Origin of the sequence: Microcella sp. (assembly GCF_046293215.1) — a bacterium.
Taxonomy (GTDB): domain Bacteria; phylum Actinomycetota; class Actinomycetes; order Actinomycetales; family Microbacteriaceae; genus Microcella.
This window is the reverse complement of sequence record NZ_JBKBPI010000004.1, coordinates 33,816-54,652: the sequence shown is the minus strand read 5'-3', so window position 1 is coordinate 54,652 and position 20,837 is coordinate 33,816. Positions and strand designations below refer to the sequence as shown.

The 20,837-nt window shown below is 69.7% G+C and carries 16 protein-coding genes, 1 tRNA gene and 1 riboswitch; of the genes, 8 read left to right on the top strand and 9 right to left on the bottom strand.

Features of this window, described 5'->3' with window-relative positions; genetic code table 11:
- The gene (locus ACK4SC_RS05015) at window positions 1-3,405 is read left to right on the top strand and encodes a S8 family serine peptidase (RefSeq protein ID WP_409615513.1); all 3,405 of its coding nucleotides are present in this window, start codon (window positions 1-3) and stop codon (window positions 3,403-3,405) included.
- A 69-nt stretch (window positions 3,406-3,474) separates the two neighbouring features.
- Here ACK4SC_RS05015 and ACK4SC_RS05010 read toward each other — a convergent pair whose 3' ends face one another.
- The 4 genes from ACK4SC_RS05010 to purU form a co-directional block, all read right to left on the bottom strand.
- Complete coding sequence (locus tag ACK4SC_RS05010; protein WP_409615510.1) at window positions 3,475-3,945, bottom strand: FMN-binding protein; 471 nt, start codon at window positions 3,943-3,945, stop codon at window positions 3,475-3,477.
- 77 nt (window positions 3,946-4,022) lie between these two features.
- Window positions 4,023-4,628: a DUF1349 domain-containing protein gene (locus ACK4SC_RS05005; protein ID WP_409615507.1), complete on the bottom strand. Its 606-nt coding sequence runs from the start codon at window positions 4,626-4,628 to the stop codon at window positions 4,023-4,025.
- Entirely contained in the window at window positions 4,625-5,776 is a 1,152-nt protein-coding gene (gene nagA / locus ACK4SC_RS05000; protein WP_409615504.1) for an N-acetylglucosamine-6-phosphate deacetylase, read from the bottom strand. The genes ACK4SC_RS05005 and nagA overlap by 4 nt, the downstream gene beginning before the upstream one ends.
- Before the next feature lie 52 nt (window positions 5,777-5,828).
- The gene (gene purU, locus ACK4SC_RS04995; protein WP_409615501.1) at window positions 5,829-6,701 is read right to left on the bottom strand and encodes a formyltetrahydrofolate deformylase; all 873 of its coding nucleotides are present in this window, start codon (window positions 6,699-6,701) and stop codon (window positions 5,829-5,831) included.
- A gap of 108 nt (window positions 6,702-6,809) precedes the next feature.
- On the opposite strand from purU, the gene ACK4SC_RS04990 reads away from it, so the two are divergent.
- From ACK4SC_RS04990 to ACK4SC_RS04980, 3 genes are all read left to right on the top strand, one after another.
- Entirely contained in the window at window positions 6,810-8,150 is a 1,341-nt protein-coding gene (locus tag ACK4SC_RS04990; RefSeq protein ID WP_409615498.1) for an MFS transporter, read from the top strand.
- 2 nt (window positions 8,151-8,152) lie between these two features.
- Window positions 8,153-8,236: riboswitch (ZMP/ZTP riboswitch) on the top strand.
- Window positions 8,237-8,289: 53 nt separating this feature from the next.
- Complete coding sequence (gene glyA / locus ACK4SC_RS04985) at window positions 8,290-9,567, top strand: serine hydroxymethyltransferase (protein WP_409615495.1); 1,278 nt, start codon at window positions 8,290-8,292, stop codon at window positions 9,565-9,567.
- A 2-nt stretch (window positions 9,568-9,569) separates the two neighbouring features.
- Window positions 9,570-10,448, top strand: a complete 879-nt coding sequence (locus ACK4SC_RS04980; RefSeq protein ID WP_409615492.1) for a bifunctional methylenetetrahydrofolate dehydrogenase/methenyltetrahydrofolate cyclohydrolase — start codon at window positions 9,570-9,572, stop codon at window positions 10,446-10,448.
- A gap of 189 nt (window positions 10,449-10,637) precedes the next feature.
- On the opposite strand, the gene ACK4SC_RS04975 is transcribed toward ACK4SC_RS04980, so the two are convergent.
- Both ACK4SC_RS04975 and pxpA read right to left on the bottom strand, forming a co-directional pair.
- Window positions 10,638-12,407 carry a 5-oxoprolinase/urea amidolyase family protein gene (locus ACK4SC_RS04975; protein WP_409615489.1) on the bottom strand — a complete coding sequence of 590 codons (1,770 nt, stop codon included), beginning with the start codon at window positions 12,405-12,407 and terminating at the stop codon, window positions 10,638-10,640.
- A complete protein-coding gene (gene pxpA, locus ACK4SC_RS04970) occupies window positions 12,404-13,210 on the bottom strand; it encodes a 5-oxoprolinase subunit PxpA (RefSeq protein WP_409615486.1) in 807 nt (268 codons plus the stop codon). The genes ACK4SC_RS04975 and pxpA overlap by 4 nt, the downstream gene beginning before the upstream one ends.
- Before the next feature lie 92 nt (window positions 13,211-13,302).
- On the opposite strand from pxpA, the gene ACK4SC_RS04965 reads away from it, so the two are divergent.
- Genes ACK4SC_RS04965 through ACK4SC_RS04950 form a run of 4 tightly spaced genes read left to right on the top strand, consistent with a single transcriptional unit; the run spans window position 13,303 to window position 17,081 of the window.
- Window positions 13,303-14,574: a sensor histidine kinase gene (locus ACK4SC_RS04965; RefSeq protein ID WP_409615483.1), complete on the top strand. Its 1,272-nt coding sequence runs from the start codon at window positions 13,303-13,305 to the stop codon at window positions 14,572-14,574.
- 53 nt (window positions 14,575-14,627) lie between these two features.
- Complete coding sequence (locus ACK4SC_RS04960) at window positions 14,628-15,761, top strand: hypothetical protein (protein ID WP_409615481.1); 1,134 nt, start codon at window positions 14,628-14,630, stop codon at window positions 15,759-15,761.
- Entirely contained in the window at window positions 15,751-16,413 is a 663-nt protein-coding gene (locus ACK4SC_RS04955; protein WP_409615478.1) for a response regulator, read from the top strand. The genes ACK4SC_RS04960 and ACK4SC_RS04955 overlap by 11 nt, the downstream gene beginning before the upstream one ends.
- Window positions 16,413-17,081 carry a thymidine kinase gene (locus ACK4SC_RS04950; protein ID WP_409615476.1) on the top strand — a complete coding sequence of 223 codons (669 nt, stop codon included), beginning with the start codon at window positions 16,413-16,415 and terminating at the stop codon, window positions 17,079-17,081. Before ACK4SC_RS04955 ends, ACK4SC_RS04950 begins: the two co-directional genes overlap by 1 nt.
- A 62-nt stretch (window positions 17,082-17,143) precedes the next feature.
- Here ACK4SC_RS04950 and ACK4SC_RS04945 read toward each other — a convergent pair.
- The 3 genes from ACK4SC_RS04945 to ACK4SC_RS04935 form a co-directional block, all read right to left on the bottom strand.
- Window positions 17,144-17,217, bottom strand: a tRNA-Pro gene (locus ACK4SC_RS04945).
- A gap of 28 nt (window positions 17,218-17,245) precedes the next feature.
- The gene (locus ACK4SC_RS04940) at window positions 17,246-18,193 is read right to left on the bottom strand and encodes a metallophosphoesterase (protein ID WP_409615473.1); all 948 of its coding nucleotides are present in this window, start codon (window positions 18,191-18,193) and stop codon (window positions 17,246-17,248) included.
- Window positions 18,190-20,835, bottom strand: coding sequence for a transglycosylase domain-containing protein (locus ACK4SC_RS04935; RefSeq protein WP_409615469.1), 2,646 nt, complete (start codon window positions 20,833-20,835; stop codon window positions 18,190-18,192). Before ACK4SC_RS04935 ends, ACK4SC_RS04940 begins: the two co-directional genes overlap by 4 nt.
- Window positions 20,836-20,837 lie beyond the last annotated feature (2 nt).

Sequence of the window (20,837 nt, the reverse complement as noted above, 5' to 3'; positions counted from 1 at the left end):
GTGAATCAACGATCACGCCGCGCCGCGGCACCACCTTTCATTCGCTCCGTTCTCGCCGGTGTCGCCGGCGCGGCGCTTGCCATCACCGGCGCGATCGCCGGCCCCGTCACCGCCGGCGCCGTCACGCCGACTCTGCCGGGTGCCAAGCCCGCGATCGTGCAGTCGCCGATTGAGTTCGAACCCGGCCGGTACATCGTCGTTCTCGCCGACGAGGCCGCCGCGACGTACGAGGGCGGCGTCTCGGGCTTTGCCCGCACCGCCCCCCGCGGCAACGAGCGACTCGACGTGCGCCGGTCGCCCGTCGCTGACTACCGCGAGTACCTGCGCGAACGGCAGAACGCGGTCGCCGCGGAGGTTGGCGCGAGCGTCGACGAGTCGTACACGGTCACCGTTAACGGCTTCGCCGCGGAGCTCAGTGTCGAGCAGGCGGTTGAGCTCGCCGCGAGCCGTGACGTTGTGGCCCTGATCCCCGACGAGCTGCAGCAGATTCAGGCCGAGACCGGCACCGAATTCCTCGGCCTGGACGGCCCGGGCGGCGTCTGGGAGGCGATCGGCGGTGCTGAGCGCGCGGGCGAGGGCGTCGTGATCGGCGTCCTCGACACGGGTATCGCGCCCGAGCATCCGTCGTTCGCGGGTGAGCCGCTGGGCACGACGCCCGGCGAGGCTCCGTACCGTGACGGCGACCGCATCGTCTTCCAGAAGTCGGACGGCGGCATCTTCAGCGGCGTGTGCGAGACCGGTGTGCAATTCACCGTCGATGACTGCTCGACGAAGGTCATCGGCGCCCGGTACTTCGTGAATGGCTTCGGCGAGAACCGCATCGGTGACGAGAACACCGGCCCTGGCGAGTTCCTGTCGCCGCGCGACGGCGACGGCCACGGCTCGCACACCGCGGGCACCGCGGCGGGCAACCACCGCGTTGACGCCGACGTTGCCGGCATCGACTTCGGCCCGATTTCGGGCGTCGCGCCCGCGGCCAAGATCGCGTCGTACAAGGTGTGCTGGAACGGCCCCGACCCCACGACGAACACCGACGACGGATGCGCGACGAGCGACCTGCTCGCCGGTATCGATACGGCCGTGGCCGATGGCGTCGACGTCATCAACTACTCGATCGGCGGCGGTGCCGCGACGAGCACGGTGACCGTCATCGACCAGGCCTTCTACGGCGCCGCTGTTGCCGGCGTCTTCGTGTCGGCGTCGGCCGGCAACTCCGGCCCGGGCTTCTCGACGCTCGGCAACGCCGCGCCGTGGATCACGACCGTCGCTGCCAGCACGATTCCGTCATACGAGGCGACGGCCACGCTGGGCAACGGCGAGGCGTTCGCGGGCGCGTCGATCACGGTCGACATGTCCGAGGGTGCGGAACCGCTCGAGGGTCCGCTGGTGCTGTCTACCGAGTTGGGTGACACCGCCGCGGCGAGCGCAGAAGACATCGCTCTGTGTGCCCCCGGTTCGCTCGACCCCGAGCTCGTCGAGGCCGACATGATCGTGGTCTGCGATCGCGGCGTGTACGACCGGGTCGCGAAGTCGGCCGAGGTGCTGCGCGCCGGCGGCGCGGGCATGCTGCACGTGAACGTGACGCCCGGATCGGTCGACGCCGATGCGCACTCCGTGCCGACCATCCACCTCGACGCGCAGTATCGCGACGCGGTGCGCGCGTACGCGGCAACCGACGGGGCGACGGTCAGCTTCGCGGCTGGCAACTCGACCGATGTCGTCACCCCCGTGCCCCAGGTCGCCGGCTTCTCGTCGCGCGGACCGGTGCTGGCCGACGGCAGCGACATCCTGAAGCCCGACATTTCGGCTCCGGGTGTGGGTGTTCTCGCCGCCACGTCGAACCGCGAAGGTGAGACTCCGACGTTCGGCTTCTTGAGCGGTACGTCGATGTCGGCCCCGCACATTGCGGGTCTGGCCTTGCTGTACCTCGGTGAGCGCCCGTCGGCGTCGCCGTCGGAGGTCAAGTCGGCGATCATGACGACGGCCTACGACACGCGGGCCGCTGACGGCAGTGCGGTCACCAACCCCTTCATTCAGGGTGCGGGACACGCCGACCCCACGCGGTTCTTCGAGCCGGGGTTGCTCTACCTGAACGGCCCCGCCGACTGGGATGCGTACATCCAGGGCATCGGCTACGACATCGGCGTTGAGCCGATCGCAGCGAGCGACCTAAACCTCGCCTCGATCGCCGCCGGTGCGGTGACCGGGTCGAAGACCGTCACGCGCACGGTCACGGCGACCCAGGCCGGTGAGTTCACCGCCTCGGTCCAGGGCCTCGCCGGCATGGATGTGGTGGTGTCGCCGTCGACGCTGACCTTCGGCGCGGCGGGCGAGACCGCGACGTTCGAGGTGACGTTCACGCGCACCACCGCGACGCTCAACAGCTACGCGACGGGTTCGCTCACGTGGACCTCGGGTGACACCACCGTGCGCTCGCCGATTGCGGTCCAGCCGGTCGCGATCATTGCGCCGGCGAACGCCGAGGGTGAGGGCGTCGATGGTTCGGTCGAGATCGCGGTGACGCCGGGCGGCACGGGCGACATCGCTCTGGCCACGACGGGTCTGTCGCTCGGTGAGCGACTGGCCGACCCGTCCGACCCTGACTCGGCCAACTCGGGCTCCGGTGCGACCGGTGACTTCGAGGCGTACACGGTGACGGTGCCCGAGGGCTCGCAGTTCACCCGCTTCGACCTCGAGGCGCTCGATGAGAACTCGGACCTCGACCTCATCGTGTACCGACTGAACGCCTCGGGCACTCCGGTCGCTGGGTGGATCTCGGCGACGGCCGCCGCAAGCGAGCGCATTGATCTGGTGAACCCGGTCGCGGGCACGTACCTGATCTACGCCGACGTGTGGTTCGCGCCGAGCGTCGCCTCGTGGAACCTGACGGTCACGTCGGTGGCCTCGGGCGGTAGCGACCTCGTGCTCGACCCGGCGGTCGTCGCCGGCGAGCAGGGCGTCGAGACCACGTTCCAGGCGTCGTGGAGCGGGCTCGAGCCGCAGGCGTCGTACCTCGGCATCATCGAGTACGGCGACACGGGCGTGTCGACCATCCTCACCGTGACCACGGGCGAAGCTCCGGCCACCGGACCGGTGGCGGTCGCGCCTCCGGTCATCGAGGGCGCTGCGGTCGAGGGCTCGACGGTTCGCGCAACCACCGGCGAGTGGGAGGGTGATGGGCTGACCTTCACCTACCAGTGGCTGCGCGACGGCGAACCGATCCCGGGTAAGCCGGGCACGCGCCCCGAGCTGAAGCTCAAGAAGGCCGACGTCGGTTCGACCCTCAGCGTCGTCGTCACGGCGACCGATGCGTCGGGAGAATCCGCGTCGCAGACGAGCGACGGCGTGGTGGTCGAGCCGAAGCAGAAAGGCGGCCCCAAGCCTCGCGGCTCGGTGATCGTCTAACCGCATAACGCCCCGTCGGGGCGTCAGGCGCTGTGGCCGGGGGATTCGGGTCCCCGGCCACAGCTGTCTTCACAAGCGGGCCTCTGCGCGAATCTGCTCAAGGGCCTCTCGGAAGCCTCCGCTCGTCAGCGAGGATCCGGCAACGCGCGTCACGTTCAGCTCGTCAACGTGCCGCCCGACCGCCTCCGCAGCGATCCCCTCGGCGAACTGACCCTGATAGAACGCGACAGTGGGGTTGTTGGCTCCCGGAGTGACCGACACATCGGTGACGACGCCCCCGTCGGCGAGCGTCACAAAGACGACGATGTTCTCTCGCCCGTTCGGCGACGTGTAGGTGCCATTGCCCGCGTACAGCCCGGCGGCGTAGCTCGCCCGTTCAGCGGCCTGCGCGGCGGGGATACCACCGTCGAGTCGCTCGACGCGGGGGCCGCCGGTGAGAGCGTCGAGCGGCGCGCATCCCGTGATGGTCGCGGCCGCGCCGAGCACGCCAGCGATGGCGGCCGTGCGCGTCAGCCGTCGGGTCGTGCGGGGTGCGAGCATGCGTGCGCGTCCTTTCTCTCGATGGAGGTTCGACGCGGTCGCCGTCACGGATGCCCCCCACTTCGGGGGCGGCGCGCTCAGTCGTGCAGTGCCGCGTCGGGCGCCGTCACTCGCCAGTCGGTGAACGTCGCGCGCAATCCCGGCCGAGACGGGGCGCAGACCATCGGGCCGATACGGGCGTCCGCGTGGGGGAAGCGTGCCACCCGCACAAGGCGCCAGTCGGTGTCGCTCTCGAGGCGCGCGCGAATGACGATGGCATCGGCGAATCGGGAGGCGCGGATACGCACCACCGCGCTCGCCGCGTCCTCCCACCGGCCAGTCGACCAGTCGCTCGACCCGTTCGTCACGACCGCTCCCAGTTGCGGGTGGCCGTCGGCGAACTCGACTCCGGCCTTCACCCAGGTGCTGTCGTTGACGACAATGAACAGCCCGGCCTGGTCAAACTCTTCCGTGAAGCCGGTGAGGTCGACCGCGACCTCCACCGCCGTGTCCGCTTCCCAGGGCAGCAGAAGCGCGTGGCCGTTGTCGTGACGGAAGCCGTACGCCGTGTCCCGCCACCAGTCACTCGCCTCGGCCGCCTCTACCGTCATGCGGCTGTCGTGATGCGAAATCCCCACCGGATCGCGGGTCCACGTTGCCGCGGGGTCGTCGAACGCGAGCCGGCGCCCGCGACCGGTACTCATCCCTCGTCTCCGACCAGGCTGCCCGCCGCCCACACCCGTTCGACGGTCCACTCGGCGTCGAGGGCCACGAGGTCGGCAGCGTAGCCGGGCTCGAGCAAGCCCCACTCGTCGTCACGCCCGAGCACGCAGGCGGGCGTGAGCGTGAGCGCCTCAACCGCGCGGGCCTCATCGATGCCCGCCGTGGTGACGGCGCACTTCAGCGCCGCGTCTTGGGTCAGCGTCGAGCCCGCGATGGTCTGGGTGCCGTTGAGCATCGCCACGCCGTTCTGCACGGTCACGTTGAGCGTGCCGAGCCGGTAGTAGCCGTCGTCTCCGCCGGCTGCCGCCATCGCGTCGGTCACGAGGGCGACCCGGTGCGGGGCCGCCCGGAACGTCATCTGGGCAACCGACGGATGCACGTGCACACCGTCGAGCACCAGCTCGAGCGTGACCCGATCGTCGTCGAAGCCGGCGACGATCGGGCCCGGGTCGCGATGGTGGATGCCCGGCATCGCGTTGAAGATGTGCGTCACGAGCGTCGCCCCGGCGTCGAACGCCTCACGGGTGAGCTTCTCGTCGGCCTCCGTGTGCCCAACGGCGACCACGACGCCCGCCGCGACGAACTGGCGCACGGCGGCGATCGCGCCCGGCAGTTCCGGGGCGATCGTCACCTGGCGGATGCTCGACCCACCCGCATCCAGCAACCGCGCGATCACGACGGGGTCGGGCTCCGACAGGTATTCCGGCGCGTGCGCACCGCGGCGGCCGATCGCCAGGAAGGGGCCTTCGAGGTGGCTGCCGACGACCGTGGGGTCGTCGCGGGACAGCCGCGCGACGAGGCGTAGCGACTCCTCCACCTGCTCCAAGGGGTTCGCGACGAGCGAGATGACGGAGCGCGTCGTGCCGTGCGCCCGGTGCACGGCGAGCGCGGCGCGGATCTCCTCTTCGCCGTTGTCGTAGGCGGCACCGCCGCCGCCGTGCCCGTGCAGGTCGATGAACCCGGGCGTGACGGTGCGCCCGGCAAGGGCAAGCACGTGGTCGGCGGCGGGTGCGGCATCGCCCGCCTCGCCGACGGCCGCGATGCGGTCGCCGTCGAGAAGGATCCATGAATCGGGGCGCCGGCCCCGAGCATCCAGCAGGTCGACGTCGGTGAGGAGGGTGGTGGTCATCGCGTGCCCTTCGGGTGGGTGCGGCGCCGGTGCCGCGCGAAGCGGGGCGGAACTATTGGAAAACGATGGTGCGTTGGCCGTCGAGCAGCACACGGTCTTCGGCGAACCAGCGCACCGCCTGACTGAGAGTGCGACTCTCTTCATCCTGACCGATGGCGACGAGTTCGGCGACCGAGCGGGTGTGGTCGACACGCACGACGTTCTGTTCGATGATCGGGCCCTCGTCGAGGTCGCTCGTGACGAAGTGGGCGGTGGCTCCGATCAGCTTCACGCCACGCTGGTGTGCCTGGCGGTACGGGTTCGCGCCCTTGAAGCCGGGCAGGAACGAGTGGTGAATGTTGATGGCCTTGCCCGCGAGCCGCTCACACAGCTCGGGGGAGAGGATCTGCATGTAGCGGGCCAGCACGACGAGTTCGATGTCGTGCTCCTCGACCGCCTCCAGGATGCGCGCCTCCATCGCCGCCTTCTCGTCACCGTTCGTGACGGGGCGCGACTCGAACGGCACGCCGTAGAACGACGCGAGCTCGCCGAGGTCGGGGTGATTGCCGAGCACGAGGGGGATCTCGACGGGCAGCTGGCCGCTGCGCTGGCGGAAGAGCAGATCGTTCAGGCAGTGCGCGGCTTTCGACACCAGCACGAGGGTGCGCAGGGGGCGCCCCACGCGGTCGATGCGGCAGTCCATGCCGTAGCGCGCGATGACGGGCGCAAGCGCCGCGTGCAGCCGGTCGTGGTCGGCCGGTGTTTCCGTCTGCAGACGGAGGAAGAAGTTGCCGGTCTCGAGGCCCGAGAACTGCTGCAACTCGGTGATGTTGCCCTCGGCCTCGACGATGGCGCCGGTGACGGCGTGCACGATGCCGGGCATGTCGGGGCAGACCAGTGTCACGATCCAGTGGTTGAGGGGGTCGCGGGTCAGGGTGTCGCTCACGCGCTTCAGCCTAGTTTGCGCGGGGGTTAGGGTTGATGCGGCCTGACGCCCTGTCACGCCCCGGTCCGTCGGCTCCGCTCGTGCCGACCGCGAAAGTCTCTCTCGCCCATGACCACGTCTCCATCTGACGCCGCCCCTCGGCCCTTCCCCTGGGTCGGCCTCTTCACGCTTGCCGCCGCCATTTTCATCATGGTGACGAGCGAGTTCCTGCCGACCGGTCTGCTGCCGCAGATCGCCGCCGACCTGGACGTGACGGAGCCGCAGGTCGGGCTGCTGGTGACGATCTTCGCCGGCACGGTCGTGGTCGCGACAGCGCCGATGGCTGCGGCCACCCGCCGCTTCCAGCGCAAGCACCTGATTCTGGTCGTGCTGGTGGTCTTCGCGGTCGCGAACGTGGGGGCGGCCCTCGCGCCCACCTACGGACTCCTCGTCGCGGCCCGCGTTCTCGGCGGGCTCGCTCACGGACTGTTCTGGGCGGTGGCGGGCGCCTACGCCGGCTACCTCGTGCCAAAGCACCAGATCGCGCGCGCGGTGGCGATCACGAGCGGCGGGGGTACGGCAGCGTTCGTGCTCGGGGTTCCGGCCGGCACCGCACTCGGCACGGCGGTCGGCTGGCGCACGTCGTTTCTCGTGATTGCGGGCATTGTCGTCGTGCTGCTCGTGCTGGTCGTGAAGTTCTTGCCCGCCGTTAACCACGCCCCGCCGCTCGCCACCGGCGAGATCGCGGTTCCGGCTCGCCGCGACGCGACCTTCCCGAGCGTGCTGTTCATCTGCCTGCTCGTGCTCGTCGTCGTCGGCGGCCAGAACATCTTCTATACGTACATCGCGCCGTACCTGATCGGCTCGGTGGGGTTCGCCGAGGGAGCCGTCGGCGGGCTGCTGTTCCTCTACGGCGGCGCGGGAGCGATCGGCCTCGTGCTCGCCGGCATGCTCGGTTCGCGGTATCCGCGCGGCGCCCTCTACGGGATGCTCGCGGTCGTTATCGTCGCCGTCACCCTCTTGGGGTTGCTGGCCGAGGTGCCCGCCGCGGTCGTCGTCCTGCTGGTGGTGTGGGGAGCATCCTTCGGGGGTATTCCGGCGCTGTTGCAGACGCGCCTGCTGCACGCCGCGTCGCCGCGGGTGCGTGACGTCGGCGCCGCGCTCCTGACGACCGCGTTCAACATCGGCATCGGCGGCGGGGCAGCCATCGGTGGCGCGTTGTTCACGGTGCTTCCGACACCGGGACTCGCCCTCGTGCAGGCCGCCGTCATCGCTGCGGGACTGGTGCTTCTCGTCGTGGCGGATCTGCGCCGACGCGGTCGGCAGGCACGAGGGCAGACCCCGCCCGACACCGACGACGAGGTCGCGGGGGAGGGCACGGTGCCGCTGATCACCGGCTCGATCGCGCTGCCGGATCACCATCGCCACGGCGACCACCGCCACGCGCACGCCGACGATTCGGGGCGGTAGACTGACGGCGTCGCGACTGGCGTTGGGATGGGTCACCATCAGGGAGCGACCGACACGGTGAGGGGCCGTACGCCTGGGCCCTGAACGCACACCCGGTCGCGACGCGCGTCGCGACCACCGCGAGCTGTAAGGAGCCCCCGTGTCCGACCGTCTTCCCACGTCCTTCAACGAGCCGCTCAGCGTCGTCGACCCCGAGATCGCCGCGGTGCTCGACCAAGAGCTCAGCCGCCAGCGGCACACGCTCGAGATGATCGCGAGCGAGAACTTCGTCTCACGCGCCATCCTCGAAGCGCAGGGCTCGGTGCTCACCAATAAGTACGCGGAAGGGTATCCGGGCAAGCGCTACTACGGCGGCTGCGAATTCGTCGACATCGCCGAAAACCTCGCCATCGAGCGCGCGAAGGCGCTGTTCGGCGCCGAGTACGCCAACGTGCAGCCCCACTCGGGCGCCTCGGCCAGCGCCGCCGTCCTGCACGCCCTCGCCCAGCCGGGCGACACGATCCTCGGCCTCGAGCTCGCCCACGGCGGCCACCTCACCCACGGCATGAAGCTGAACTTCTCGGGCAAGGTCTACAACGCCACCGCCTACGGCGTCGACCCCGAGACGATGCTCATCGACATGGACACGGTGCGCGCCAAGGCCCACGAGGTGAAGCCGGCCGTCATCATCGCCGGCTGGTCGGCCTACCCGCGCCAGCTCGACTTTTCCGCCTTCCGCGCCATCGCCGACGAGGTCGGCGCGAAGCTCTGGGTCGACATGGCGCACTTCGCCGGCCTCGTCGCCGCCGGCCTGCACCCCTCGCCGCTGCCGCACGCGCACGTCGTCTCGTCGACCGTGCACAAGACCCTCGCCGGCCCCCGCTCGGGCATCATCCTGAGCAACGACGAGTCGCTGTTCAAGAAGCTCAACTCGGCCGTGTTCCCGGGTCAGCAGGGTGGCCCGCTCATGCACGTGATCGCCGCGAAGGCGACGGCGTTCAAGGTCGCGGCCGAGCCGGAATTCCGCGACCGCCAGGAGCGCACCCTGCGCGGGGCGAGCATCCTCGCCGAGCGTCTGACGGCTGACGACGCGCGCGCCGCGGGCGTCGACGTGCTGACCGGCGGCACCGACGTGCACCTCGCGCTCGTCGACCTGCGCACCTCGCCGCTGAACGGCCAGGAGGCGGAAGACATCCTTCACGAGGTCGGCATCACGGTGAACCGCAACTCGGTGCCCTTCGACCCGCGCCCGCCGATGGTCACGAGCGGGGTGCGCATCGGTACCCCGGCGCTCGCGACCCGCGGCTTCGGCGACGAGGAATTCACCGAGGTGGCCGACATCATCGCCCACGCGCTCATGCCGAACCCCGACGTGGCGGCGCTGCGCGGTCGCGTAGCCGAGCTGACCAGCGCGTTCCCGCTCTACCCGGGGCTGTAGGCGTGACGGCGCAGATCCTCGACGGGTCGGCGACCGCGGCGACGATCAAGGCCGAGCTGCGCGCGCGCGTCGCCGTGCTCGCCGAGCGCGGCGTCGTGCCCGGGCTCGCGACCGTGCTCGTCGGCGACGACCCCGGCTCGCAGTGGTACGTCGCGGGCAAGCACCGCGACTGTGCCGAGGTCGGCATCGCGTCGATCCGGCGCGACTTGCCCGAGTCGACCACCCAGGCGGAGCTGGAGGCGGTGCTCGACGAGCTCAACGCCGACCCCGCCGTCACCGGCTACATCGTGCAGCTGCCGCTGCCGACGCACATCGACACCGACGCGATCCTCGAGCGCATCGACCCCGCGAAAGACGCCGACGGGCTGCACCCGACGAACCTCGGGCGGCTCATGCTGCGTGCCGCGCGCGACATCGACACGCCCCTGCCGTGCACGCCGCGCGGCGTCATCGAGCTGGTCGAGCGCCACGGCATCTCGTGGGACGGCCTCGACGTCGTCGTCATCGGGCGCGGCGTCACGGTCGGCCGACCGATTGGCTCGTTGCTGACGCGTCGCGCCGTCAATGCCACCGTCACGCTGACCCACACGGGCACGCGCGACCTCGGTGCGCACCTGCGTCGGGCCGACGTGATCGTTGCTGCTGCGGGCGTGCCCGGCATCGTGTCGGCCGCCGACGTGAAGCCCGGCGCGATCGTGCTCGACGTCGGGGTGTCGCGGGTCACCGACCCCGAGACCGGGAAGTCGCGCATCGCGGGCGACGTCGCCGACGACGTGCGCGAGGTCGCCGCGTGGGTGTCGCCGAACCCTGGCGGGGTCGGGCCGATGACGCGCGCGCTGCTGCTCGCGAACGTCGTTGAGACGGCCGAGCGGCAGGCGTAAGCCGGGGACGGCGTCCGAGCTGCCCTGAGCGGCGGCGCGACGCGACACGTGGCGCCGTCGTCGAGACGGCGGAGAGCCACGCGGCCTTGTGACTCCCGTGCTCGGGACGAGCCAGCCTCCCTCTGGTTATGAAGAGAGGACGCAGTCGCACCCAGAGCCCGGGGGCGTCGACCAGCGGGCGGTAGCGGGTCAGGGGCGCCCGGTGGCGAGCCGCAGCCGCACGCGCCCGCCGGGGCGCAACTGCGCAAGCCGGTCGAGCGTGTCGTCGGTGACGACCGCGATGACCGGATAACCGCCGGTCACCGGGTGGTCGGGGCCGAGAATCGTGGGGACGCCGTCCGGGCTGACTTGGATCGCTCCCGCGGTCATGCCTTCGCTCGCCAACTCCCGGTCCACGACAGCGGGCCGACGGTCGAGGCTGGGCCCGTCGAGGCGCACGCCCGTGCGATCGGCACGCACCGACACTGTCCACTCCGCATCGAGCATGCGATGCCACGCGTCGGGGGTGAACCAGTCGAGCCGGGGGCCGGGGCGCACATCAAGTTCTGCGTGGTCAGTGACCGACGCATCCACCGGAACGAGGTCGACGGCAGGCACCGGTCCGGTGACCACGTCACCCACGATGAGCTCGTCGCCCGCGGAGACGGGATCCGGGCCCAGAGCCGCCAGAGTGTCGCGTGAGCGTGAACCGAGCACCGGCTCTGGGGCGATGCCACCGCGCACCGCGACGCAGTAACGCACCCCGCGTGTCGCGGGGCCGATGCGCACGACGGCGCCGTCCCGCTCGGCTCGCACAGGGTGGGCTAGCGTGACGGGCGCGTCGTCGAGCGTGACCGGGCCATCGGCGCCGGTGACCGCGATCCACGTACCGGCCGGCAGCGCGAGCGCGGTGCCGCCCACCAGCACCTCGAGTCCCGCCGCGCTCTCGTCGTTGCCGACGAGACGATTGGCGAGCCTGTGAGCGGCGCGGTCGAAGGCGCCGCTCGCGCCGACGCCGATCGCGGCAAGGCCGGGGCGACCCAGGTCTTGCACGAGCATGAGCGCGCCGGGCTCGAGCACCCGTACTGCAGCGGCCTTCTCGTCCCCGATGGCCCGCCCGTCCGCGGCGGTCCGCCGACCCGCGTCGACCCGCCCCTCCGCCTCGGCCCGCCCACCCGCGTCGACCCGCCCCACTTCTGAGGCGTGCCCGTGACGTTTCTCAGGAGTTCGGCCGTCAGCGCCGCCACCAAACCCCGTGTCTGCTGCCGTTGCGTCGCTCAACTCCTGAGAAACGGCACGCACGACCTGCCGTACCGCCTCGAACCGTACGTGCGTGTCCGACGTGACGAGCGCTGGCGGGTCGCGCCGCGCATCCCACAGCACCGCCTCAGTGCGCCCGATCAACTGCCAGCCGCCCGGCGACTCGCGCGGGTACACGCCGCAATACTCGCCCGCGAGCGCGACGCTACCCGCTGGAACGCGTGCCCGCGAGGTGGCCCGGCGGGGCACGAGCGGCAGAGGGGCGGACTCTGCGCCCGTGGTGACCGGCACAAGGTACGGAAAACCCGGCGCAAAGCCGACGAACGCGCACACCCAGTCGCTCGCCGCGTGCCGCGCGACGACCTCATCGACGCTGCACCCCCAGGCCGCGGCGATGGTCGCGAGATCCTCCCCGTCGTAGACCACCGGGATGCGCACCGCGCCCCCTCCCGCTGCCTCGCCACTCGATCGCGTGGTGCCCGCGGTGGATTCGGTGCCCGCTTCGCCCGGCCTCTCCAGCACGCCCTGCACCCAGTGCGCGAGGTGAGTGAGGCCCACCGCGCGCGGATCAATCCGAACGAGCACGCTGCGGCCACCCGGCACCAGCTCACGCACCCCGTCGAGGCGGTGTTCGGTGAGAAGTCGGTACGCGCGTTGCGCGCTCGCGAGCCCGTCGCACTCGACGAGCAACGCGCGGTCGCCGTACGGCAGAAGGTTCATCGATCGTCGAGGAAGGGCCGTACGTCGATGCCCGCCTCGGTGAAGCCTCGACGCACGCTCTGCGCGAGGCCGACGGCGCCGGGCGTATCGCCGTGCACGCACACGCTCCTCGCATCGACGCGCACGGTGCCTCCGTCGATGGTGTCGATGACTCCCTCGCGGGCCAGTCGTACGGCGCGCGCCCGCACGCGCTCGGGGTCGTCGATCACCGCCCCGGGGGTAGTGCGCGGCACCAGGGTGCCGTCGGGCGCATATGCACGATCAGCGAACGCTTCGCCGATCACGTCGACGAACCGACGGTCGCACGCGCGCTGGATTGCGGAACCGCTGACCCCGGCCAACGAGAGCACCGGCAGGTCGAAGGCGGCCGCGACCCGCGCCACCGCGTCGGCCTGATCGGCATCGTGCACGATCCGCGAGTAGAGGGCGCCGTGGGGCTTCAGATATCGCACGCGTGCTCCCGCGGCGCCGCGGCCGACACCGAGTTCTGCGCCGCCCACCGCGTCGCACGTATCGAGCAGGGCCTCGACCTGCTCACGAATCTGCCTCTCGAGCACCGGGCCGGCGACATCCATCGCTCGACGCCCGAAGCCGTCTCGGTCGACATACGACGGGTGGGCGCCGATCACCACTCCCGCGGCGGCGGCGCCGCGTACGGCCGTGCGTCGAGCGTCGGCATCGCCACCGTGGGCGCCGCAGGCGAGATTCGCGCTGGTGACGATCCGCAGCATCGCCTCATCGTCGGCGACCGCGACACCGCGCCACCCCTCGCCGAGGTCGCTGTTGAGGTCGATTGCGGGCATACCGTGAGCCTACGGCGCGCGCCGAAGCTCTGGCCATTGCCGCTCCTGCGGGCGATAATCAGGCGAACCCGACCCCGACGGAAGGAGCCCGCGTGCCGCTCGGGCTGCCGCCCCACCTGACAACGTCGACCGCATCGCTCGCGGTGGTGCGCGCGGGGCACGCCGCCGCTGCCGCGTGTCTGGTCGCGGCGGCCGTGGTCGTCGTCACCCTTCAGGTCACGATTCCGGGCATCGTCGTGTGGCCAGCACTGATCGTGCTAGCGCCGATGGTGGGACTCCTGGTCTTGCTCGACCGCACCCCCTCGATGTTCATCGCGTTGGGCTACCTCCTCGTGGGAGGCTCGTGCATCGCGTGGTTCACGGTGATTGGGGCCACGCAGTTGGAAACGGCGCCCAGCAGCGACGACTTCACCGTGGGGTTGCTCAAGGCGGCCGTGATTCTCATCATCGGCGTCGGGGCGGGTGTCATGCGCGCGATCGCCTGGACGACGGCTGGCCTGTTGGTCGCTGAACTGTCCTCGGCGGTGGTGATCCTGTCGCTTGGCGGGCAGTGGGCTCCTGCCCCCGGCTCGATCGCCGTATGGGCGATGATCGTGATCGGGCTCGTGTGCTTGCGTGTGCAGCGTCTCCGGGCCCGCCCCGCACTGCCCCTGCTCTATCGCGCTGTGCGCGATGAGATGCTCGCCGAGACGCGGCGCGACTTCGAGCGACGGGCGACGGCGCTCGTTCATGACACGGTGCTCAACGACCTCGCCATGATCGCGAGCCACGAGGTGGGACCCGTGAGGCCCGGAGTCGCCTCGTCGATCTCGGCCGATCTGGCCACCCTCGTCGGAGAGGAGTGGCTGCTGGGCGACACGGGCACCGTCACCCCCCAGGCGGCAGATTTTGCCGCGATGCTCGCTGACGCGTCGGCGGGCGAGCTATCTGTTGCGGTGTCGGGTGACCTCGCGGTTCTCGATCGCATCGCACCGGATGCGCGTGGCGAGTTCCTGCGCGCGCTCGGCCAGGCGCTCGTCAACGTGCGGCTCCACGCGGGCGTCGCCGAGGCGGAGGTGGTCATCGGCGCCGGCGCCGATGACGTGTCGGCGATGGTGGTCGATGCCGGGCGCGGATTCGAGCCGTCACCGGGAGGTGACGGCCGGCTGGGAGTCGGGATGAGCATCCTCGCCCGGATGGAGGCGATCGGGGGCGAAGCGCAGGTGTGGTCGCGCACCGGCAGCGGCACGACGATCGTGTTGCGTGTTCCGGCGTCCTTTCCTGCCCCGTCACGCGCCCCGTCACGCGCCCCGTCGACCGCGTCGTCGCCGCCCGACGGCGCGTCGGTGCCGTCGGCGCTGGCTCCGGGGGAGGGGCAGCGATGACCGCGCAGCCGCAGGCGGGGCCGGACACGCGCCCCCACCCCTGGCGTATGCGTATGGAAAACGTTGACCCGTTGTCGGCGGCTGCCGCTCGCCCCGTGACCGTGATCATCGCGTGCAGCATGGTCGTGCTGGCGGTCGTCGACACGGCGGTCAAGGCATTTCAGGTCACGTCTCCGATTTTCCTCGCGATCGCCTTCGGTGCGCTCCTGTCAGCCATGGCATTGCTCATCGATCGCACGCGTCTCAGCAGGCCCGCGTGGTCGCGTTTCTCGGCGATGGCCGTGCACGTGCTGCTCATTGTGATGATGGTGAGTGCCGCGATGTCAACGTGGGGCAGCAACGTCGCGCTGCGTGACGACTGGGCCCCCCTGGTAGTTGCTCTCACTCTGGTCGCCCTGACCTCGTATCGCTCACCCCGCGAGCTCGCGGTGTGGACGGGCGTGCACACGAGCGTCGCCGCGGTGCTCGGCCTGCTGCAGGGCCCGGCAGCGTCGATGCCGCTTCCCGCGCCGCTGTTCGCCGTCTCCGGGTCGGTCGTGATCCTCATCGTCGGTTCGGCCGCCGTCGCATACGCCCGATCGATGAACGGCTCGGTGTTGTCGTGGGAGAAGAAGGCGTGGCGCCGCGCGCACTCCCTCGCTCGGGAGGCCCGCGGTGGCGTCGCCCGCTCGGTGCGGCAACATCAAATCACCCGCGCCGGTCGCGACGCCATGCCCGTGTTGACCCGGGTCGTCGAACGGGGCGAGGTGACGGCGCGCGACCGCGAGGAGGCGGCCGAGCGAGCCACGAGCATCCGCGCCACGCTCGTCGACGGGGTTCAGCGCAGCTGGGCCCGCGATCTCGTCGATGAGTTGGTGAGTCGCCGCCCGGAACTGTCCCCGCGCATCACGGTCGTCGACCCCGACGATGCTGGCCGCCGCGCGAGCATCGAACAGCGCACGCTCATTCGCGCGATCCTCACGGCGGTGATGGATGCTGTCGGCACCCGGCGCATCGATCTCGCGATCGCGCCGCCCACCCCAGAAACTGGCCTCACCGTGCGGATTGTCGCCACGGGCGACCGCCCCGTGAGCGCGGTGCGCGATGAGCTCTCGCCGCTCCTCGCCGCGGTGCGCGGTCTGGCGCGTCGCTGCGTTGCAGTCGAGCGTGACGGCGCCCTCGTTCTAGAGTTTGAGTATGGACACTAGAGCGTTCCCGCACGCTCGCGTGCGCCTGGCGATCCTCGACGATCACGAGCTGCTGCTCGACAGCCTCTCGTCGTGGATCAGCGCGAACGCACCCGACTTCGACCTCGTGCTGACGGCACCCACGTGGTTTGAACTCGTGCAGAGCGAACAGTTCCCCACCGACCTTGTGCTCCTCGATTTTCAACTGCAAGAGCCTGTCTCAATCGAGGCGCGCGTGCGCACGTGCCGCGCGGCGGGGGCGAAGGTGATCGTGCTGACGAGCCTCGACACCGATGAGTCGCGCCAGCGCGCATTCGACGCCGGAGCATCCGCCTTCCTCACCAAGACGATGCCGCTCGGTGAGGTCATGGACACGGCCCGGCGCGTGATGGGTCTCGAGTCGGCGCCCGATCAGCCTCGCGACTGGCGGCCGTTGCCCTCCGGAGCCGTCCGGCACGCGCGGCCCAAGCTCTCGCAGAGTGAGGGCGAGGCGCTTGCCCTGTATGCGAGCGGCCTGTCGACCAACGAGGTTGCCACTCGCATGAACGTGCAGTACGAGACCGCTAAGACGTACCTGCGTCGGGTGCGCGACAAGTATGCGCGCGCCGGGCGCCCCGCGTCGACGAAGGCAGAGCTCATCCGGCGCGCCGCCGAGGACGGATACCTGCAGTAATGGCGAAGCTGTACTTCCGGTACGGAGCAATGAACAGCGGCAAGTCGACAGCGCTGCTGCAGGCCGCGTACAACTACGAAGAGCGCGGCCAACGGGTCGTTCTCGCGAAGCCGCGCATCGACACGAAGGGCGATCAGACGATCGTGTCGCGCCTCGGCGTGACGAGACCGGTTGACTTCACCGTCGACCTCGCCGATGACGTCTACACGGTCTTCCAGCGGCAGCGCGCAGGAGTCTTGCGTGACGAGGGTCGCGAAGTGTCGTGCTTGCTCGTGGACGAGGCACAATTCCTGACGCCCGAACAGGTTGATGATCTGCTGCGCATCGCCATTCGCGAGGATATCCCGGTGCTGGCCTACGGCATCCGCACCGACTTTCAGACGGTGGCGTTTCCCGGCAGCCGGCGCCTGCTCGAGATCGCCCACTCGCTGGAAGAGCTGAAGACAATCTGTCGCTGCGGACGCAAGGCCGTATTCAACGGCAGGACCGTGGATGGCCGGTTCGTCTTCGCGGGTGACCAGGTGGCGATCGACGGTGTCGACGTCGCTTACGAGTCGCTCTGCGGCGCGTGCTACCTCGACGAGTCCGGCGACACGCTCGCCTCGGGCCGCCGCGCCCCCGTCGAGCTGGACCCCGAGATGCTCGGCCCGGATCCCGACTTCAGCTAAGGACCAAAAAACCCTCGAACCCGAAAGCTCGAGGGTTTCCAATGTCCTGAGACAGGACACCGTCGGGGTAACAGGATTTGAACCTGCGACCTCGTCGTCCCGAACGACGCGCGCTACCAAACTGCGCCATACCCCGTGAGGTCTGCGGCCGTGGCCGCAACCCGTCAAGCGTACCCGATGTCGTCGCCCACGAGTGTCACGAGCACCGCCTCGGGTGGGCAGGCAAAGCGCACGGGCGCGTAGATCGAGTGACCGAGCCCCGCTGAGACGTTCAGGTAGGCGGCGCGGTGCGCGTGATACCAGAGGCTGAGGCCCCTGGCCTGCTCGGCGGGCAGGTCGCAGTTGGTCACGAGCGCGCGGCCGCCGGGCAGACACACCTGGCCGCCGTGTGTGTGACCGGCGAATATCAGGTCGGCGCCCTGCGTCGTGAACGAGTCAAGTACGCGACGATAGGGGGCGTGGGTCACCCCGATCGTGATGGCCGGGTCATCGCTGTCGTCGTGGTCCTGCTCGCGCAGGTCGTCGAGCAGGGCGGGCACGACGTCGAGGCGGTCCCAGCCGCGGTGGGCGTCATTGACCCCCACAAAGTCGAGCGTCGAATCGTTGATGATGCGCTGGCCGACGTCGTTGTTCAGCCCGTGCCAGCCCAGGCGGTCGCCGAGCAGACGCTCGAGCGCGTCGATGTCGAGTGGTTCGACGTCGGGGTCGCCCGACGACGGGCCGATCAAGTAGCGCAACGGGTTCTTGAACGTGGGGGCGAAGTAATCGTTCGACCCGTGCACGTAGACGCCGGGAACCCCGTCGAACGGCATGAGCGCTTCGGTGAGGGCCGGGAGCGCCTCGCGATGTCCGAGCAGGTCGCCGGTCGAGACGATGATGTCGGGCTTCAGAGAGATCAATGACCGAACCCAATCGATGCGGTCGCGCTGCCACGGAGCGAGGTGGAGGTCGCTGAGGTGCAGCACGCGGATCGGCTCGGCACCCGGCGCCAGCACGGGCACGACTTCGGTACGCACCCGGTAGGCGCGCCGTTCGATCGCGATGGCGTAGACGGCGGCGGCCGCCGCAACCCCGAAGGTTACGGCGGCCGCCGCCTTGGCCGGCGTGCTCATCGGCAACTGTCTCGCTGCACGGTGATCCGCACGAGTGTGTTACGCGTGAACGTCTCGCCGGCCGCACGGTTCTGGTCGATCACAATGTTGTCGCCGGGTGACGGACCGGGATCGACCGGATCCTCAATGACCTCGTCCTCGCCCTCGTCGCCGTCTCCGGGCGGCTCGGGGCTGGGGCCAGGCTGGCGGCGAATCGTCTCGCAGCGCACGCTGATATTGGTGAAGCCGGCCTCTTCGAGCACGGCTCGTGCCTCTTCCAGCGTGTAGCCGGGGCTCACGACGTCGGGCATGACGGCCTGATTGCCCGCACTCAGCTGCACCCGAACCGGGGTGCCGAGGCTCAAGAACGTTCCGGGCGCCGGATTCTGTGTGGCGATCAGGCCCTCCGCCAACGCGGAGTCGACGCGGGCCTCTTCGACAAAGAAGCGGAAGCCGAGGCCCTCGATGATGCCTCGAGCGACCTCCGGATCCTGACCGGTCACGTCGGGCAGGTTCACGCCCTGGCCGCGCAGCAGCCGGTCGGGCACCTCGGGCAGAGCGTCACCGCCGTACGTCGCGTTGGCCGCGGCCATGATGGGACGGAAGATTTCGTGACGCATTCCGCCGCCGCCGGGCAGGTTGTTGATGTCCAACTCACCGAAGGCGTTGCCGACCCACGCGGCCGTGCCAATTCGGGTCGATCCCCCGACCATCCAGGTGTGGCGAGCGTTGTCGCTGGTGCCGGTCTTTCCGACGACGGGGATGTCGCCTCCCGGGTTCGACGCCTGGCCGGTGCCGCGGGTGACGACCTCACGCATCGCGAACGTCGTGGCGGCGGCCACGTCCTCATCGATGGCCTGACGACACTCCGAGACCTGGCCGGTCAATTCTGTGCCATTACGGTCGACGAGGCGGTCGACCGCGATGGGCTCGCAGTACCGGCCACCGTTCTGAATGGCGCCGAATGCGGCGGCCATGCGGAGGGGCGAGATTTCGTTCGTCCCGAGCACCGCAGAGGGGTTGGTCTGCAGCTCACCGCCATCGGCGCGGCGAACACCGAGGCGCTCCGCCGTGTCGGCGATCGCGCACTGATCGAGCTGCTGAGCGATCGCGGCAAACGACGTGTTCACCGAGTTCACCGTCGCCTGCAAGACGCTCATGACGCCGCCGCCTGCGCCAGCGAAGTTCCGCGGCTCCCATACGGCCCCACTGTGCGGGCCATTGCACGAGTCCGTGAAGGTGGACTGCTCGAAGCGACTGGGCGATCCGTCGATGAACTCCTGCAGGCCGCGACCCTCCTCGAGCCACTCGACCAAAGCGAAAATCTTGTAGGTCGAGCCCGTCTGGAACCCACTCGAGCCGCCGTATGGCCGGTCGGTGTTGTAGTTGACGGCCGTCGTCGTGACACCGCCGCCTTCGAGGCTGTTGTCGAAGCGCTTGTTCTGCGCCATCGTCAGGATGCGCCCGGTGTTCGACTCGACGGAGACGGATGAACCGCCCACGTCGTAAATGAGCTGACCATCGGCGTTTTCCGAGCGTGCGTCTGCCGGAACGACATTCCAGACGGTGTCTTGCGCGACCTTCTGCAGGGACATGTCGAGCGTCGTGTACACCTCGAAACCGCCCTGACGCCACGCCGTCTCGCGCTCTTCCTCGGTGGACCCGAGTGCCTCGAGTTCCGGTACGAGGTTGACGACGTAGTCGCACATGAACTTGGCGTACTCGTCGGCCGCGATGCAGCCCGAGCGCGGCGTCGACAGGTTGACGAAGTCGGCGTCGACCGGGGTGTTGATCGCTTCGTCGCGCTCGCTCGCCGTGATGAATCCTTCGTCGTACATCGAGTTGATGATGACGTTGCGCCGACGCTCGTTCGCCGCGTAGTTCTCTTCGCGCAGCAGCGAGCGCGCGCTCGGCTGCTGCACGATCGCGAGCAAGCTCGCGGCCTGTGCGACGTCAAGTTCAGCGGCCGTGATGCCGAAGTACTGCTGAGCGGCCGCCTCGATACCGTAGGTGTTGCCGCCGAAGCCCGCGATGTTCAGGTAGGCGAGCATGATCTCGTCTTTGGTGTACTGCTTTTCGAGGCTGATCGCGAGCTTCGCCTCGTTGAGCTTTCGCTCCAGCGTCGTCTCCTGCGCCGCGCGCACGGCCTCGTTGCGCTCTTCGCCCGGGGGGAACTGCTGAATCGCCTGGTTGATGAAGATGTTCTTCACCAGCTGCTGGGTCAGCGTTGACCCACCACCAGTGATGTCGCCAGCGACAAAGTTGTTCGTCGCCGCCCGCACAATGCCCTGCAGGTCGATGCCGCCGTGCGAGTAGAAGCGGCGGTCTTCGGCCGCGAGCGTCGCGTGGATGACCGTTTCGGCGATTTGGTCGTAGCCGACCTCCTCGCGGTTCTCGCTGAACACCTCGGCGATCTTCACGTAGCCGTCTTCGGGGTCGTGGCTGACCTGGGCGTACAGCTCGTTGCGCTGCGAGAGCGGGTCAATGCGGATGTACTCGGGAAGGCTGTCGAAGATGCCGATCGTGTTGTTGGCCGCCATGCCGGTGACCGCGATCGCGGGGGTCACCATGATCGTGGTGAGCAAGCCGATGATGGCGCTCAGGCCGATCATGCCGGCGAACGCCCCCAGTGCGCCGGCGGGCGAAGAATTCTGGGCAGACATAG